Origin of the sequence: Cupriavidus taiwanensis, assembly GCF_900249755.1 — a bacterium.
In the GTDB taxonomy this organism is placed as follows: domain Bacteria; phylum Pseudomonadota; class Gammaproteobacteria; order Burkholderiales; family Burkholderiaceae; genus Cupriavidus; species Cupriavidus taiwanensis_D.
In genome coordinates, this window is the sequence record NZ_LT976854.1 from 186,103 (window position 1) to 201,899 (window position 15,797).

14 protein-coding genes and 2 riboswitches are annotated in these 15,797 nt (G+C 66.2%); of the genes, 7 read left to right on the plus strand and 7 right to left on the minus strand.

All coding sequences use genetic code 11. The annotated features are described in order from the left end of the window. Positions 1-10: 10 nt before the first annotated feature. Both CBM2594_RS16710 and CBM2594_RS16715 read left to right on the plus strand, forming a co-directional pair. On the plus strand, positions 11-1,009 hold the full coding sequence (locus CBM2594_RS16710; protein WP_198048161.1) for a Bug family tripartite tricarboxylate transporter substrate binding protein: 999 nt from the start codon (positions 11-13) through the stop codon (positions 1,007-1,009). A 295-nt stretch (positions 1,010-1,304) separates the two neighbouring features. Continuing rightward, positions 1,305-2,165 (plus strand): DUF5131 family protein, encoded by an 861-nt coding sequence (locus CBM2594_RS16715; RefSeq protein WP_116357955.1) that lies wholly within the window; start codon positions 1,305-1,307, stop codon positions 2,163-2,165. Positions 2,166-2,221: 56 nt separating this feature from the next. On the opposite strand, the gene tcmP is transcribed toward CBM2594_RS16715, so the two are convergent. From tcmP to CBM2594_RS16730, 3 genes are all read right to left on the minus strand, one after another. Continuing rightward, entirely contained in the window at positions 2,222-3,415 is a 1,194-nt protein-coding gene (tcmP, locus tag CBM2594_RS16720; RefSeq protein WP_116357956.1) for a three-Cys-motif partner protein TcmP, read from the minus strand. 105 nt (positions 3,416-3,520) lie between these two features. Further along, positions 3,521-3,706: a DUF1484 family protein gene (locus CBM2594_RS16725; RefSeq protein ID WP_116357957.1), complete on the minus strand. Its 186-nt coding sequence runs from the start codon at positions 3,704-3,706 to the stop codon at positions 3,521-3,523. 387 nt (positions 3,707-4,093) lie between these two features. Continuing rightward, positions 4,094-5,407, minus strand: a complete 1,314-nt coding sequence (locus CBM2594_RS16730; protein WP_373457594.1) for a D-amino acid dehydrogenase — start codon at positions 5,405-5,407, stop codon at positions 4,094-4,096. Positions 5,408-5,418: 11 nt separating this feature from the next. Next, positions 5,419-5,537: riboswitch (glycine riboswitch) on the minus strand. Next, a riboswitch (glycine riboswitch) is annotated at positions 5,538-5,637 on the minus strand. Positions 5,638-5,853: 216 nt separating this feature from the next. Between CBM2594_RS16730 and CBM2594_RS16735 the strand changes: the two genes are divergently transcribed. From CBM2594_RS16735 to CBM2594_RS16745, 3 genes are read left to right on the plus strand one after another with little or no spacing between them, the layout of a single operon-like run. Then, a complete protein-coding gene (locus tag CBM2594_RS16735; RefSeq protein WP_116357959.1) occupies positions 5,854-8,130 on the plus strand; it encodes a TonB-dependent receptor in 2,277 nt (758 codons plus the stop codon). A 25-nt stretch (positions 8,131-8,155) separates the two neighbouring features. After that, on the plus strand, positions 8,156-9,385 hold the full coding sequence (locus CBM2594_RS16740; protein ID WP_116359650.1) for a sialidase family protein: 1,230 nt from the start codon (positions 8,156-8,158) through the stop codon (positions 9,383-9,385). Beyond that, on the plus strand, positions 9,382-9,888 hold the full coding sequence (locus tag CBM2594_RS16745; RefSeq protein ID WP_116357960.1) for a TlpA family protein disulfide reductase: 507 nt from the start codon (positions 9,382-9,384) through the stop codon (positions 9,886-9,888). The genes CBM2594_RS16740 and CBM2594_RS16745 overlap by 4 nt, the downstream gene beginning before the upstream one ends. 59 nt (positions 9,889-9,947) lie before the next feature. Here the strand turns inward: CBM2594_RS16745 and CBM2594_RS16750 are convergent, their stop codons facing one another. Continuing rightward, positions 9,948-10,427 carry a DUF3597 domain-containing protein gene (locus CBM2594_RS16750; protein ID WP_116357961.1) on the minus strand — a complete coding sequence of 160 codons (480 nt, stop codon included), beginning with the start codon at positions 10,425-10,427 and terminating at the stop codon, positions 9,948-9,950. 331 nt (positions 10,428-10,758) lie between these two features. Between CBM2594_RS16750 and CBM2594_RS16755 the strand changes: the two genes are divergently transcribed. Continuing rightward, complete coding sequence (locus CBM2594_RS16755) at positions 10,759-11,862, plus strand: porin (RefSeq protein WP_116357962.1); 1,104 nt, start codon at positions 10,759-10,761, stop codon at positions 11,860-11,862. Between the two features lie 32 nt (positions 11,863-11,894). After that, positions 11,895-12,911, plus strand: coding sequence for an MBL fold metallo-hydrolase (locus CBM2594_RS16760; protein WP_232346647.1), 1,017 nt, complete (start codon positions 11,895-11,897; stop codon positions 12,909-12,911). Positions 12,912-12,938: 27 nt separating this feature from the next. Here CBM2594_RS16760 and CBM2594_RS16765 read toward each other — a convergent pair whose 3' ends face one another. The 3 genes from CBM2594_RS16765 to CBM2594_RS16775 are packed head-to-tail and all read right to left on the minus strand — an operon-like array spanning position 12,939 to position 15,762. Then, positions 12,939-13,928 carry a Bug family tripartite tricarboxylate transporter substrate binding protein gene (locus CBM2594_RS16765; RefSeq protein WP_116357964.1) on the minus strand — a complete coding sequence of 330 codons (990 nt, stop codon included), beginning with the start codon at positions 13,926-13,928 and terminating at the stop codon, positions 12,939-12,941. Between the two features lie 59 nt (positions 13,929-13,987). Beyond that, positions 13,988-14,968: a tripartite tricarboxylate transporter substrate binding protein gene (locus tag CBM2594_RS16770; protein WP_116357965.1), complete on the minus strand. Its 981-nt coding sequence runs from the start codon at positions 14,966-14,968 to the stop codon at positions 13,988-13,990. 44 nt (positions 14,969-15,012) lie between these two features. Further along, a complete protein-coding gene (locus CBM2594_RS16775; RefSeq protein WP_116357966.1) occupies positions 15,013-15,762 on the minus strand; it encodes a GntR family transcriptional regulator in 750 nt (249 codons plus the stop codon). Positions 15,763-15,797: the final 35 nt, after the last annotated feature.

Here is a 15,797-nt window from a genome sequence, read left to right on the forward strand (position 1 = left end):
GGAGATCGCAATGGATGCAAACCGTGAAGGAAGCACGGCCCGCCCTGGCTGGCTGCGCGTGATGGCCGTCGCCTTGCTGGCGCTGGCGGGCAGTGTGGTGGCGCACGCCGCCGGCTACCCCGAGCGCCCGGTCACCCTGATCGTGCCCGGGCCGCCCGGCGGCAGCGGCGACATCACCGCGCGGCTGCTGGCCAAGGAACTGGCCGCCGGCTGGGGGCAGCCGGTACTGGTCGAGAACCGGCCCGGCGGCGGGGGCATCGTCGGCGCACAGGCGCTGCTGCGCGCGCCGGCGGACGGCTACACGCTGATGATGGGCAACACCGGTGTCAACGCCATCAACTACAGCCTGTACCCGAAGCTGCCGTATACGCCCGCCGACATGGCAGGCATTGCCGACGTGCTGGTGTTTTCCAACGTGCTGGTGGTCAAGGCCGACTCGCCAGCGCGCAGCGTCGCGGACCTGAAGCGGCTGGCCACCGCACGCCCGGGAGGGCTGGCCTTCAGCTCATCCGGCATCGGCCAGACCACGCATCTGTCGGGCGAGCTGTTCAAGCTGCGCACCGGCATCGAGGCCCTGCACGTGCCGTACAAGGGAGCCAATCTGGGCCTGGCGGCGGTGATGTCCGGCGAGGTGGCATTCATGTTCGACAACCTGCCGTCGGCGGAGGGCCAGTTGCGCGCGGGTACCGTCAGGGCCCTGGCCGTGACCGGCGCCGAGCGCGTCGCAGCGCTGCCGCAGGTGCCGACCATGGCGCAGGCGGGGGTGGACGACTTCGTGGTGACGGGATGGTTCGGGCTGGTGGCGCGCGCCGGCACGCCGCAGGCGGTGATCGACGCGGTCCACCAGGCGGTGGCCACCATCCTGGCGCGCAAGGAATTCGGCCAGCGGCTGCAGCAACTGGGCGGCCGGCCGGGCGTGCTGGGCCCGGCGGCCTTCGATGCCTTCATGCGCAGCGAGCGTGAACAGTGGGGAAAGGCGGTGAAGGCTTCGGGGGCAACGGCGGAGTAGGGGGAGGTTCGTATCGGACTGATACCGGCTGAACGAGGGGTGAGGGTGCCTCTTGCCAGCGGAATCGGCCTCGCTCGCGTCTCGGCGCAATCTGTAGCACTGTATGCATATACAGTGCTCGTTTTTCAACGTAAACTACGTCTTCCGCGCAAGGCACCCGACGCGCCGTTCGCAGAGCAGGCTGGCGGAAACGCTACGAAGTCGACGATACGTTCTGCGAGCTTTCCATCCGCTCCAACTGTAACCTTGTCCGGTGCCGATAGAATGTCGCGCTAACCTGAGCATGTCATCAGCAATGGGCAAAGATTCGCGCATCGAATGGACACATCACACGTTCAATCCCTGGTGGGGTTGCGTCAAGGTGTCGCCGGCCTGCGATAACTGCTATGCAGAGACCTGGGCAAAGCGGCTGGGAGAAGGACTTTGGGGTCCCGAAACTCCAAGGCGGTTCTTCAGTGAGTCTCACTGGAAGGACCCGTTGCGTTGGAATCGCGACGCCGCAAAAGATGGGGTACGCCGGCGAGTGTTTTGCGCGTCCATGGCAGACGTTTTTGAGAATCGGGACGACCTCAAGGAGCCACGCCTCCGGTTGCTAGATCTGATTGCAGAAACCCCCAATCTTGACTGGCTGCTCCTGACCAAGCGTATTCATCTGGTGCGCAAGCAGCTTCCTAAAGGCTATGAGTTTCCTCGGAATGTCTGGCTTGGAGCGACCGTAGAGAACCAAGCCTCCGCAAACAAGAGGATCAAGCACCTGCTCCAGTTCTCATCGCCGTCAGTGCGCTTCCTTTCCTGCGAGCCGTTACTCTCTGCTATTGACCTGTCAGAGTTTCTGCGCCCAAACCAACTGGGCAACCGCGTCGACTGGGTCATAGCTGGAGGGGAATCCGGCGCTCGCTCAAGACCGATGGACCCTCAGTGGCCCGCAGATATTCAGCGTCAGTGTTTCGCAGCAAAAGTACCTTTCCACTTTAAACAGTGGGGTCACTGGGCCCCGTTGGAATACGTCTCAGAGGTATTGCGAAAAAATACGCCAATAAGAGTTTTCCGGCAGGATCACTCCGAAGTGCCTGTGGCTGCGGTGGGAAAAGGGAAAACTGGGCGGGTGCTTCTCGGGCGGCACTGGGATCAGTTTCCCAAGACTTCATTCAGGTAAGCCAACACGCTGTGCGTCGGCGGCGAGCCCGACATCGTTGGCTCGCCGCCTGATATTCAATCCGGTCCGGTCCACTTCAGTGTCTCTCCTTGTCCAGCGTAGTGAAGTGGATGCCTCGTGCGCCGCGTCGCGTCTGCGGAGAGATTCGTGACTTTGCCTGCTTTGATCAGACGCATGAGCGATTCGTCCAGGTCACTTTCAAACCAGTCCGTGTCTTCAAGAATTGTCGCAAATGCATGAGTGTCGATCGTCTTTGGACCCTTCTTAAGATAGGTGTGCCAAAAGCGATCAACCTCGGCTGCACCGGCATGCCCGGCATCAGAATTAAAAAAGCTCTCCGCCCCAAACAGATCGCCCGTTCCCGTGATTTCCTGCTTCCTTGAGGCCTTATTCCTGGCGCGCACCATCTGTTGCAGCTTTTCGACTGGCTCCGAAATCAACTTGAACTCAATAACACCCCTAGGGTGCGAAGTGAGGTAGACCAAGTGATACTTGGTCCTGTTCTTCTGCGGGTCCAGCACCTGTACATGAGCGGCACGCGGCGGAAAGCGGGGATTCGAAGACGGAAGACGCAACTTGAGATTGCGACGGTAAGTCTGAACGATTCGGCTCTCCCGCTCCTTCGGACTCAACCCTTCCAGGTCAAGCGGCTCACCTAGCAGCTCTGCCATGTCGGCCTTTCGATCGCCGATCGACATCGTCCGATTCACGAAGTCGTACATGAGGTTGATCAGGAACTCTGACTTGGGTCGGCGCAAAAGGGGTTCCAACGTGGAAACCCCAACCTCTGTCCAGCCCTTTGGGTCGACGAAGAAAAAACAGAACGGGCCATTACCGACCCATCGAAGGATATCGGCTCTCAACTGCACAAAGTCTCCCTTTAAGCAGGAAGACTTGATGGTGCGGGGAGTACTTTTGTTCAGATATCGTTCGAGCCTTGCGTAAGCACTTGCATCTTGTTCGATATACAAGGCCCGCATTTTTACACGATACCCGTGCTTCTCAAGCTTCAGCCGGCAGGCTGCCAGTGTACGCAGCGAGATCGCAATCGAGGTGGACTCCATTGCTTCAGACTCGTCTTGCCAGGGGCCCGCGAAGCAGTCCACGTAACACAGTTCCACTCCCGAACGGCTCTGTGATGCAGCCCCCATGATCAACATCAGCTTCTCGAGATAGGATTGGAGCAGCGAATGCTTGACCAGGGCCTGTTCTCGAGTATGGTACGCCTGTGGGATGTTGAAGTTTTCCATCGTTCTCAGAAAGCAGTTGCTTATGGCCCCACTACACTCTTATCGGTACTGAATTCCTCAATACAAGGTGTGACAGCACAGACCCGCCATCACACCCCCCAGCCGCTATTGCAGCCGCTCCCGCTCCACCATCAGCCCATCAAGCTGCGTCTTCACCATACCAAGCAGGCAAAGCGCACTAAAGCAGCCCTCCGAGCGTTCGCTTTCATGGTCCAGCAGTACGAGGACCCCTTCAATTCCGGCGCGAACCTGCTGAAGACATTCGTTGGTGATTTCATCGATCATTGCCATAGATTCCCCACTAGTAAAAGCGCGCCACTCATTTCCACATGAGGGCGGCGGGCCAGACGGCGAGGGTGGAAAGACCGGTCGACGGTGGGGAACCGGTCAGCCTTGCGGCTGCCTCGCCCGGCCCGCCAGGGAGCCGGCTTGGTTCGTGCGAACACACAGGCGTTGCCCGCTACAAGCGCAGCACCTGTCCACCGTACACATCCGGGCTTTCCACACCCGATCATCGGTGGTTCCGATGACGCCACCAGTATTTCCTGTAGCTACCGGGGAATCGATGAGAACTGTCGCATTTCCAGGGGCGCGCGAAGTTTGAGTCCGAACAACGGATTCAGAAATCGCTGACTCTTGAAAATGCGTTTGCGTGCTAAGCCTCTTACCTCCGCAGCCTCAGGCGCGCACCGGCGCCAAAACCGCGCCCGGCACGATCGCCGGCACACTCCCCATTGCCTGGTCCACAACCCCCGCCACCATGTCCGCCGTCACCGCCGACAAGGTCCACCCCAAATGCCCGTGCCCGGTGTTGTAGAAGATGCAGGCCGCCCGCCCGCGCCCCACGCGCGGCAGCATATCGGGCATCATCGGCCGCAGCCCGGCCCATGGCACCACGCTGCGCGTGCTGACACCAGGGAAGCATTGCTGCACCCATTCCACCAGCGGGCGGATGCGGTCGGCGCGGATGTCACGGTTGGTGCCGTTGAATTCGGCGGTGCCGGCCACGCGGAAGCGGTCGTCGCCCAGGCGGCTGGTGACCAGCTTGGTTTCGTCGTCTAGCAGGCTGACCACCGGTGCGGCGGCGCGGCTGGCTGCGTCGGTCAGGTTGACCGTGATCGAATAGCCCTTGACCGGATAGATGTTGACGCGGTCGCCCAGCCCGGCGGCGAGCGCGCGGCTGGCGGTGCCGGCGCAGATCACGGCGCCGTCGAAGGTGGAGGTGGCCGTGTCGGCGCCGTCCTGCACGGTGACGGTGGCGCGCCTGCCGTCGGTCTTCACTGCCCGAACGTCCTGGCCGTACAGGCAGCGCACGCCAAGCCGATCGATGGCTGCCGCCAGGCCGCTGGTGAACTTGTGGATGTCGCCGGTGGAATCGCTCTCGGTAAAGTAACCGCCGTAGTAAGTGCCCGCCAGCGTCGGCTCGATCGCTCGCATCTCCCCGGGCGTTACGGCGCGCCGCTCCAGCCCGCCCTGCGCCAGCAGCGCGGAGACCCGGCCGGCATGCTCGAAGCCGGCCTTGTCGCGGTAGATATGGAGAATGCCCTTTTTCTTCAGGTCGAAATCAATGCCTTCCTGCGCGGCCCAGGCAAACAGGTGCTCGCGCGCCGCGATGGCCAGGCGCGCGGTCTCGATGGTGTTGCGGCGGTAGTGGGGGATCGCGGCGATGAATTCGGCGAACCACGACAGCTTGTGCCAGCCCGGCCGGGGATTGACCAGCAGCGGGGCGTCGTTGCGCAGCATCCACTTCATGCCCTTGACGATGGTCGACCAGTGGGTCCAGACCTCGGCGTTGGAGGCCGACAACTGGCCGCCGTTGGCGAACGAGGTCTCCATGGCGGCATAGCGGTGCCGTTCGAACAGCGTGACGGAGAATCCGCGCCGCGCCAGCGCGTAGGCCGTGGTGACACCCGTGATGCCACCGCCGATGACAGCGATTGATTTCATGATCTGCAGGTTCCAGGAACGTCCGGGGTGGGAGCCCGCGCGCACTATGCGTGGCGGACGCCCCCTCTGTTCTGGACCTGAGAGATTCACGACACCCGGCCGCGAGGGCGGGGCGCGCTTGCTCCTTCGGTATGCCGGCGGACGATAGCGTCCGGCATTCTTCAGAGTGCACTGACGGGTGATGCCGGTCCTTTTGCCTGAGAGTTTCCGGGGCGGTTGCTCCTTCGGCGCTGTCCGGCGGCGGGCGCCGCGACAGTCTCTCCCTGCATCACGCTGGCTTGACGCCAGTCGGGGCAATGTAGTGACAAGGACCGGCGTTGGATATGCGGGTTAACGCGAATAGGGTCGGCGAATAGGTCGGCTGGCCGCGTCGCTATGTCGCATCGGCTGGCTGCGCCAGGCCCCATAAAATGTCAGCGCTCGCTCCCAGGGAGGGCGCCTGCTGCTGCACAGGCAAGGCGAGCCACAAAAAGACGACAACAAGGTTTCCAGTGAAGAAAAATCGCATTGCGCTGGCCGTTTCGGCAGCGCTGATGGGCCCCGCCGTGGCCGCCGCGCAGGCGGTGGAGGCGCCCGCGCCGCTGCAGGAGGTGGTGGTATCGGCCCGCCCCGAGCGCGGCGAGACGCCGGCGATCCCGCCCAACACCCCGGCGCCGGCCTATGGCATCACCAGCACGCGCATGGCCGACTTCAATGTGGTCAATACCGAAGACGCGCTCAAGTACGCGCCCAACCTCGCCGTGCGCAAGCGCTTTATCGGCGATATGAACTCGATCATCTCGGTGCGCAGCACCAGTTCGCGCCAGTCGGCGCGCGGGCTGGTCTATGCCGACGGCCTGCTGCTGTCCAACCTGCTGGGCTCGGACTTCAGCTTCCCGCCGCGCTGGTCGCTGGTCAATGCCGCCGAGATCGAGCGCATGGACGTGCTGTACGGCCCGTATTCGGCGCTGTATCCCGGCAATTCTCTGGGTGCGACGGTGCTGATCACCACGCGCACGCCGGAGAAGTTCGAAGGCGATGCCAGCGTGCAGATGTTCACGCAGCGCTTCGGCCTGTATGGCACCCACGACAACTTCAACGGGGTGCATGCCAACGCCTATGTGGGCGACCGCGCCGGCGCGTTCTCGTGGCTGGTCAGCGTGGACCGGCAGGACAGCAAGAGCCAGCCGCTGAGCTTCTATACCGCGTCGCGCTCGACGCGGCCCGCTGGCGCGGCGGACACGCCGGTCTCGGGCGCGTATTTCGACCAGGACCAGAGCGGGCGCGACCGCGTGGTGATGGGCGTGAACAGCGAGGGCGTCACGCACACGGTGCAGGACCAGCTCAAGCTCAAGCTGGGCTACGACATCACCAGCACGCTGCAGGCGCAGTTCACCGCCGCATACTGGCAGCAGGACCGCTCCAACGCCACCGGCAGCTACCTGCGCGATGCCAGCGGCAACGTGGTGTCGGGCGGCCCGGTGAATATCGGCGGCAACCAGTACGTGATTCCCGCCAACGCGTTCGCGCCGGGCAATGGCGAGGACGCGCGCTGGCTCTACGGGCTGTCGCTGCGCACGCGCAACCAGAGCGGCTGGAATTTTTCCGGGGTGGCGTCGCTGTTCGATGTCAGCAAGGATGTAAGCCGCAGCGCCAGCACCGTCGGCAACGGACCGGGCACGGTGACATATGGCGACGGCACCGGCTGGCGCACGCTCGACCTGAAGGCCGACTACCGCCCGCAGCAGCTGCAGGGCGGGCACTGGGTCACCTTCGGCTACCACTATGACAACTACCGGCTGAGCAACACCACCTACAACACCTCGGACTGGCGCGCGGCCACCATCACCGCGTTCAACAACGCCTTTAGCGGCAAGACCGAGACCCAGGCGCTCTATGCGCAGGACGCCTGGTACTTCGCCGAGGACTGGAAGCTGATCCCCGGCGTGCGCTACGAGCACTGGCGCGCCTATGACGGCAGCCGCAGCCAGCCCGGCGTGGATATCGGCTATCCGGTGAGGAGCGAATCCAACTGGTCGCCCAAGCTGGCGCTGGAGAAGGCCTTCGGGCAGGACTGGCTGGGCCGGCTGTCGCTGGGCCAGGCGTATCGCTACCCGACCGTCAGCGAGCTGTTCCAGGGCCGCATCACCGGCACCGCGCTGATCAACAACGACCCCAACCTGCGGCCGGAACGATCGTTCTCGAAGGACCTGACCTTCGAGCGCACGGTGGAGGCATCGAGCTTCCGGGTATCGCTGTACGAGGACGATATCCGCGATGCGCTGGTCAGCCAGACCAACACCACGGTATTCCCCACCGTCACCAGCTTCCAGAACGTCGACCGGGTGCGCACGCGCGGCATCGAGCTGGCCTATGACGGGCGCGACGTGCTGGTGAGCGGCTTCGACCTGTCGGCCAGCGGCGCCTACAACCATTCGAAGACGCTGGAGAACGCCAACAACCCGGCTTCGGTGGGCAAGTATTTCTACCGCATCCCGAAGTGGCGCGCCAACGTGGTGGGGACGTATCGCTTCACGCCGGCATGGGCGGGCACGCTGGCGATGACCTATTCGGGCCGACAGTACAATACGCTCGACAATTCGGACACCAACCCCGACACCTTTGGCGGCACCAGCAGCTTCCTGACCTTCGACGTCAAGGTGACCTACAAGCCCGCGCGCAATGTGCGGCTCGGGCTTGGCATCGACAACCTCACCGACCAGCGCTATTACGTCTACCACCCGTATCCGGGGCGGACGTTCTATGCCGAGGCGAAACTTTCCTTCTGAGCACGTGAACACGCTGATCCCCACCATCCAAGGCGTTCGCCACGGTTTCCGCCCGCTCGTAGCCGGGCTGGTGATGGCCTGTGCCGCACTGGCCGCGAGCGCGCAAACGCACGGCGATCACAGCGGCCACGGTGGCCAGGCTGGCCAGGCCAAGGCGAAAACGAGCGAACTGGGTACCGGCGCCGCCTTCGACCGCGACGGCAAGCTGTGGATCGCCTACAAGGACGGCCCGCATGTCGCGGTGCGTTCGTCGAGGGACTACGGTCGCAGCTTTAGCGAAGCGCGGCATGTCAATGCCACGCCGGAGCCGGTCGCCGCCGATCACGAAAGCCGGCCCAAGGTGGCCACGGGGCGCGATGGCGAGATCTACATCACCTGGACCCAGCCGTTGCCCAAGCCGTGGACCGGCTTTATCCGCTTTGCACGCTCCACCGACGGCGGCCAGACCTTTGCCGAGCCGCTGACGGTGCATGCCAACCGCGACCAGATCGCGCACCGCTTCGACGCCCTCGCGGTGGACCCGGCCGGACGCGTCTTCGTCAGCTGGATCGACAAGCGCGACGTGGCCGCCGCGGAGGCGCGCCGGCAGCCGTATGCCGGCGCCGCGATCTACTACGCCGTGTCGGCCGATCACGGCAAGACCTTCCGGGGCGACTACAAGATCGCCGACCAGTCGTGCGAATGCTGCCGCATCGCGCTGACGCCCACGCCGGACGGCAAGATGCTGGCGCTGTGGCGCCATGTGTTCCCGCCCGACGCGCGCGACCATGCGCTGGCGCTGCTGGGTGCGGACGGCAAGGCCACGCCGATGCAGCGCGCCACCTTCGACGACTGGCGCATCGACGCCTGCCCGCACCACGGCCCCGGCGCTTCGGTGGCGCCCGACGGCACGGTGCACATGGTGTGGTTCAGCGTGCGCGCCGGCAAGCCGACGGTGTCGGTGGGGCGCTGGCGTGATGGCAAGCTGCAGGCGCAACGCCCGCTCGATGATGCGCGCGCGCAGCATGCCGATATCGTCGCGCTGAACGACAACGACATCGCGGTGGTGTGGAAATCGTTCGACGGCCAGCAGACGCGTTTGTCGGCGATGCTGTCGAAAGACGGCGGCAAGACCTGGCAGACGCGCAAGCTGGCCGGTACCGGGCGCGACTCCGACCAGCCGCACCTGCTGCAGCACGCCGGCCGCGCCTACGTGCTGTGGCGCACGGAGGCAGAAGGCTTCCAGGTCTTCGCGCTGGGCGAGGAGGGCGCATGATGCGATCGCGCCGCCAACTGCTCGCTGCCGCCGTTGCTGCCGCCGCCACCTGCGCGCTGATGGTCGGCACCGCCAATGCTGCCGACCGGGTGGCCGTGTTCGATTCCGCCAACGCGTCGCGCATTGCCGCCAGCCAGCGCGGCAAGCCCTTCGTGCTGGTGGTGTGGTCGCTGGATTGCGTCTATTGCAAGCGCAACTTCGACGCGCTCGGCAAGCTGCGTGCGAAGCATCCCGGGTTGCGCGTCGTTACGCTGGCGACGGACAGCGCCGAAGCCTTGCCGCAGGTGCAACAGGTGCTCGATCGCGTGAAGCTGACGAACCATGCATGGGTGTTCGGGCACGAGCCGCAGGAACGGCTGCGCTATGCGGTCGACCCGGACTGGATGGGCGAGATGCCGCGCACTTACTTCTACCGCGCCGACGGCCAGCGCCAGGGCGTGTCCGGCGTGATCAGCGAAGGCGACTGGGCCCGGCACCTGCGCTGGGCCGGCATCGCCGGCTGAGACGCCGCGCCGCCGGCGCGGCGCGGCCTTTCACCGCACCAGTCTTTTACGCATTTCCCTCAGGACAATTCCTTCGGCAGCTTGCCGCCGTTGGCCGCCAGTTCCTGCATCAGGCGCTTGTGCAGCCAGACGTTCATCGCCGCGGAGTCGTTCATGTCGCCGTCGTAGTGGAGTTCGCGCGCGAGTTCCTTGCGGTGCTCCAGGCTGCTGTCGATGCCCAGCGCCTTCATCGTATCGACGATGGACGTGCGCCAGTTCAGCGTCTGCCCGCTCTCCGTCACCTTCCGGTCCATGATGGCCTCGATATCGACGCCCGACAGCGGCGCCGCTTGCGCCCCGGCCGGCGTGCCCGTCGTGCCCTGGACGTTGCCAGCGGGCGCCGCGCCGGTGCCGGACGCTGGCGCAGTGCCGGCCGGCGCGCCTGCGGAAGTCGGCGAGGCAGCGGGCGGTGGGGTGGACGCAGTGGTCGTCGCAGAGGTGGTGGCGGCGGGCTTGTCCTTCCCCAGCAGCTTGTTGAGGATGTCCTTGAAGATGCTCATGGCTGGCTCCTGAATGGTGAATCGGGGCAGCAAGCCCTTGCAGGTTCCGGGCCACCGTTGCGGCGCGATGCCGGGGCGCACGAACGTCGGGCCATTTGTAAATGGTGCGTGTAGCGGGATCGGCTTGCGCGCAGCGCCGCTTGCCGTCGACCCCCGTATCGCGCGTCCCTTCGCGGCAGCGCACCTGAGTTGCCGTGTCCGCCTCGATCGGTAGTTTCCCCACTCGGCCTGCCTTGCCCGCAGCGCTATGATTCGCGCCAGTCGGTTCAATAAAGAAACAGATGTTCAAATATGAACATACGACGATCGGGCAAATCGAGGAGGAGACAACATGAAATTCCGCATCATTGCGACCCTGGTGACGGCCGCAATCCTCGCGGCCATGCCGCTGGCGGCGGCAGCGCAGTCCGTGACGCTCTACGGCGTCATCGATACAGGCGTGGAATTCCTGAACCACGTCGGCGCGGCCGGCAATACCGTGGTGCGACAGCCCTCGCTGGCGGCGACCGTGCCGTCGCGCTGGGGCTTGCGCGGCACTGAGGATCTCGGCAACGGGTTGAAGGGGGTGTTCGTGCTGGAATCGGGGTTTGCGCCGGATTCCGGGGTGTCGAACCAGGGCGCGCGCCTGTTCGGGCGGCAGGCCTTCGTCGGGCTGAGCGGTCCGTGGGGGCAGGTCGGGCTGGGGCGCCAGTACACCATGCTGTTCTGGGCCAGGCTGGATACCGACATCCTGACCTCCAACGTCTATGGCGTGGGCTCGATCGACAGCTATATCCCCAACACGCGCGCCGACAACGCGGTGTCGTACAAGGGCAAGTTCGGCGGCGTCACTGTCGGCGCGACGTACAGCCTGGGCCGCGATGCCGTCAATGCCGGCCCCGGACCGGCCGGCACCAACTGCGCCGGCGAGAACCCGGCGGACGCGCGCGCCTGCCGCGAATGGTCCGCCATGCTGATGTACGAGACCGACTGGTGGGGCGTGAGCGCGGCCTACGATTCGCTGCGCGGCGGCCCCGGCGCCTTTGCCGGCCTGACCCGCAGCAGCCTGAAAGACGACCGCTTCTCGCTGGGCGGCTACCTGCTGCTGCAGCGGACCAAGCTGGGCCTGGGCCTGCTGTCGCGCAACAACCAGGCGAGCGCCACCCCGCGCAGCGACCTGTGGTTCGCGGGGGTGTCCCATGACATCACGCCGGCGTTCAACCTTGCCGGCGAAATCTATTACCTGAACTACCGGCACAGCGCCAACGGCGCCTGGCTCGGCGCGATCCGCGGCACCTATGCGTTCTCGAAGCGGACTTCCGTCTATGCCACCGCCGGCTATATCGACAATCGCGGCCAGTCGGCGCTGTCGGTCAGCGGCGGCAGCCCGGGCGGCAATGCCGCGCCGGGCGGCAACCAGGCCGGCGTCATGCTGGGCATCAAGCAGATCTTCTGAGCCGTTGCAGCATTTTTCCAAGAGGTAGAACGATGAAACCATCCCGCTTGCTGTCGATGCTGACCGGCATCGTGCTGACCTGCGCCGCGGCGCTCGCGGCCGCCGCGCCGGCCCCCACCGCCAACCCCGGCGGCGCAACCAGCGCCGACCGCGCCGACCATTTCCGCGTGACGCTGCTTGGCACCGGCACGCCGGTGCCGTCGCCCACCCGCGCCGGCTACAGCACGCTGGTGGAAGCCGGTGGCCAGAAGCTGGTCTTTGATTTCGGCCGCAACGTATCGGTGCGCCTGTGGCAGTTGCGGATTCCGCTGGGCAGCATCGATGCGCATTTCCTCACCCACTTCCATTCCGATCACCTGGTGGGCCTGCCCGACCTGTGGCTGACCGGCTGGCTGCGCCCGCCCTACGGCCGCCGCGACCAGCCCATGGCGCTGTACGGCCCGGCGGGCACGCGCGCGCTGGCAGACGGCCTGCGCCAGGCCTTTGCCGCCGACATCGCGATCCGGCACAAGGACGAGGGCAGCGCGCTCGCCGGCATCACCATCGCTGCGCATGACGTGGCGCCCGGCGTCGTCTACGAGAAGGACGGCGTGCGCGTGACGGCGTTCGAGAACGACCACGGCGACAATATCCGCCCCTCGTATGGCTACCGCATCGACTATCGCGGCCGCGTGGTGGTGCTGTCGGGCGATACCCGCTTCAGCCCCGCCGTGGTGGCGCAGGCCAGGAACGCGGACGTGCTGGTGCATTGCGTCACGCTGATCCCGGACGCGCTGCTGGCTTCCAACCCGGCGTACCGCGCCATCTACGACCACCTGTCTTCGCCCGAGGATGCCGCCCGGGTGTTCCAGGCCGCGGCGCCCAAACTGGCCGTGTTCAGCCACATCGGCCTGAACGGCGATGCCACGGTCGGGCAGATCATCGAGCGCGTGCGCAAGACCTACGCCGGCGAGCTGCTGGTTGGCGAAGACCTGACCCGCGTGGAAATCGGGCTGGATGGCGGTGCCGGCAAGCCGGGCAGCATTGCGGTGTGGCAGGAGAAGCCGTGAGCCGCGCGGCGGCGCGGCCCGATGCGATCAGTCCGGCTTGATGCTGGCCCGCGCAATGATCGGCTTCCAGCGCTGCTGTTCTTGCGCGATGAAGCGCGAGAATTCCGCCGGCGTGCCGCCCACCACGATGGCCGCGTCAGCGCTCAGGCGCTCGACCGAAGTCTGGCTCTTCACGGCCTTCATGGTGGCATCCGCGAGCTTGTCGGCGGCCGCCTGGGGCAGCGATGCCGGCGCCAGCAGGCCGTACCACTGCGTCATCTCGAAGCCGGGATAGCCCTGCTCCGCCACCGTCGGCACGTCAGGCAGCTGCGCAATGCGCTGGGTGGTGCCGGTGGCGATGCAGCGCACCTTGCCCGCCTTGATGAACTGCAGGATGGCCGGCGCACCAACCGCGGCGGCATCCAGCCGGCCGGACAGCAGGTCGGTGATCTGCGGGCCGCTGCCGCGGTACGGCACGTGGGTGATGAAGGTGCCGGTGGCGGCCTTCAGGTATTCGAAGGCCAGGTGGCCGGCACTGCCGTTGCCGGCCGAACCATAGTTGAGCTTGCCGGGCTTGCTCTTGGCGAGCGCGACGAATTCCTTCAGGTTCTTCGCAGGCAGGTCGGGATGGACCACATACAGGCTCGGCACCTTGGACAGCAGCGAGATCGCGCGGAAGTCCTTGACCGGGTCGTACGGCAGCTTGGGGAAGATGAAGGGATTGACCGCCAGCGTGCCGATATGGCCGAGGATCAGCGTGTGGTTGTCATCCGCGCGCGCGACTTCGCCCATGGCGATATTGCCGGCGGCGCCTGGCTTGTTCTCCACGAACACCGACACGCCGAGCAGCTTGGTCAGCTCCGCCGCGGTCGAGCGCGCGACGATCTCCGAGCTGCCGCCCGGCGCGAACGGCACCACCAGCCGGATCGGCTTGGCCGGCCAGGCCTGCGCGCGAGCAAGCGTAGGTGCCAGCGCGCACGCGCCCAACGCGGCGCTGGCCTTGAGCAGTTGGCGGCGAAAGGGATTGGCTGCGGTCATGCTTGTCTCCTGGGTTTGCGTTAGTGGGCCGCGGGATGGCCGGGCGAATACGGGTGGTGTTATTCGGGCCTGATGTTGCCGTCGCGGATGACCCTGGCCCATAGCCGCGCCTGTGCGTCGATGAACTGCCGCGCCTCGGCCGGAGGCGCCGCCACCACCTCGCCGCCGAGCTCGGCCACGCGTTGCCGGATCTCGGCGCTGGCCATGACCTTCTGCAGCGCGGTGGAGAGCCTGGCCGCGATCGCGTCCGGGGTCGCGGCGGGGATAAAGGCCGCGTTCCATTCATACACCTCGTAGCTGGCCACGCCGGCTTCCTGCATGGTCGGCACGGCTGGCAGCGCCGGGGTGCGCGCGCGGCTGGTCACCGCCAGCGGCTTGAGCTTGCCGGCCTGGATGTGCTGCAGGCTCGAGGCCACGTTGGCAAAGAACAGCGGCACCTGGCCGGCGATGACATCGGTCATGGCCGGGCCGCCGCCCTTGTAGGGCACGTGCAGCAGGTCGACGCCCGCGCGCTGCTCGAACAGCGCGCCGGCCAGATGCTGCGCCGAGCCATTGCCCGACGAGGCAAAGGCGATGGCGCCCGGCTTCTGCCTGGCCATGGCCACGACGTCGCCGACCTTGCCCGCGGCAAAGCCTGCTGTCGCCACCAGCACATTGGGGTAACGCGCCAGCACGCCGACCGGCCGGAAGGCCTTGTCCGGATCGTAGGGCAGGCGCGGATAGAGGCTGGGATTCACGGCATAGGACGAGGCATCGACCATCACGGTGTAGCCGTCCGGCGCCGCCTTGGCGACATAGGCCGCGCCGATCTGCCCGCCGGCGCCGGGCCGGTTCTCGACCACCACGGTCTGCCCCAGCTCGCGCCCGAGGCCCGGCGCGATCAACCGCGCCATCAGGTCCGCGCCGCCGCCCGGCGGGTACGTCACCACGATGGTGATGGGGCGTGCCGGCCAGGTTGCGGCATTGTCTGCGGCCTGCGCCAGCGTGGTGGTGGCGATCATGGCCGCGACCGTGGCGGTGAGCGCATGGCGTGCGTGCATGGGTCTGTCTCCCTGGGTCAGTCGCTGGCGGACGTGCGCGGACGTCAGCGGACGTCCGCGGTATAGCGAAAGGCAAAGGCGTCGCCGCGCGTCAGCCGGTATTCGATGCAGTGGCCGGCCAGGTCAAAGGCGTGGCGGGTAACGACCGCGCACGGATGCGCATCGGGCAACGCCAGCAACGCGGCCTCGTCAGGCGCCAGCGTGCGGAAGGTCACCTCGTCGACGGCGCGCTGGACCGTGATGCCGCAGGCGCTGCCCAGCAGCGGGTAGAGCAGGTCGCCCCACTGCGCGGGCGGCAGCTGCTGCAGGCCTTCGCAGCGCGGCAGCGGCAGCCAGATCGATTCCAGCAGCCGCGGCGTCTGTTCCAGCCAGCGGCGGCGCGAGATCGCCAGCCCGCGCGCGCCGCTCGGCAGCCCGAAGCGCGCAGCCATGGCCTTGTCCAGCCGCACCGCGCGGCACGACAGGATTTCAGAGCGCGGCGCCACGGGCGCGCCATCGGCGCTGCCGAAGCGGAAAAACCGCAACAGGCTGGCGCCGCTCAGTCCCGTGCGCACAAAGGTGCCCTTGCCCTGCACGCGCTCGAGCAAGCCCTGCTGGACCAGCACGGCGATGGCCTGGCGGATGGTGCCCAGCGCAATGCCGAACTCCCTGGCCAGCGCCCCTTCGGCCGGGATGGCACTGCCTGGCGTCCAGGCGCCGGAAACGATCCTGGCCTGCAGTTCCGCGGCAATCTGGCCGTAGCGGCTCAGGCCCGCGGCGGCGGTGGTGGTCTGGAGCGGTGCGTTGTCTGGCATGCCGAAGCCGTGCTAAATTGATGTCGATGCTGATG

What these genes read in the sequence shown, in the direction of transcription:
- CBM2594_RS16710 (WP_198048161.1), top strand. Translation starts at nt 11, where the DNA reads ATGGATGCAAACCGTGAAGGAAGCACGGCCCGCCCTGGCTGGCTGCGC.
- CBM2594_RS16715 (WP_116357955.1), top strand. Translation starts at nt 1,305, where the DNA reads ATGGGCAAAGATTCGCGCATCGAATGGACACATCACACGTTCAATCCC.
- tcmP (WP_116357956.1), bottom strand. Translation starts at nt 3,415, where the DNA reads ATGGAAAACTTCAACATCCCACAGGCGTACCATACTCGAGAACAGGCC.
- CBM2594_RS16725 (WP_116357957.1), bottom strand. Translation starts at nt 3,706, where the DNA reads ATGGCAATGATCGATGAAATCACCAACGAATGTCTTCAGCAGGTTCGC.
- CBM2594_RS16745 (WP_116357960.1), top strand. Translation starts at nt 9,382, where the DNA reads ATGATGCGATCGCGCCGCCAACTGCTCGCTGCCGCCGTTGCTGCCGCC.
- CBM2594_RS16750 (WP_116357961.1), bottom strand. Translation starts at nt 10,427, where the DNA reads ATGAGCATCTTCAAGGACATCCTCAACAAGCTGCTGGGGAAGGACAAG.
- CBM2594_RS16755 (WP_116357962.1), top strand. Translation starts at nt 10,759, where the DNA reads ATGAAATTCCGCATCATTGCGACCCTGGTGACGGCCGCAATCCTCGCG.
- CBM2594_RS16760 (WP_232346647.1), top strand. Translation starts at nt 11,895, where the DNA reads ATGAAACCATCCCGCTTGCTGTCGATGCTGACCGGCATCGTGCTGACC.
- CBM2594_RS16765 (WP_116357964.1), bottom strand. Translation starts at nt 13,928, where the DNA reads ATGACCGCAGCCAATCCCTTTCGCCGCCAACTGCTCAAGGCCAGCGCC.
- CBM2594_RS16770 (WP_116357965.1), bottom strand. Translation starts at nt 14,968, where the DNA reads ATGCACGCACGCCATGCGCTCACCGCCACGGTCGCGGCCATGATCGCC.
- CBM2594_RS16775 (WP_116357966.1), bottom strand. Translation starts at nt 15,762, where the DNA reads ATGCCAGACAACGCACCGCTCCAGACCACCACCGCCGCCGCGGGCCTG.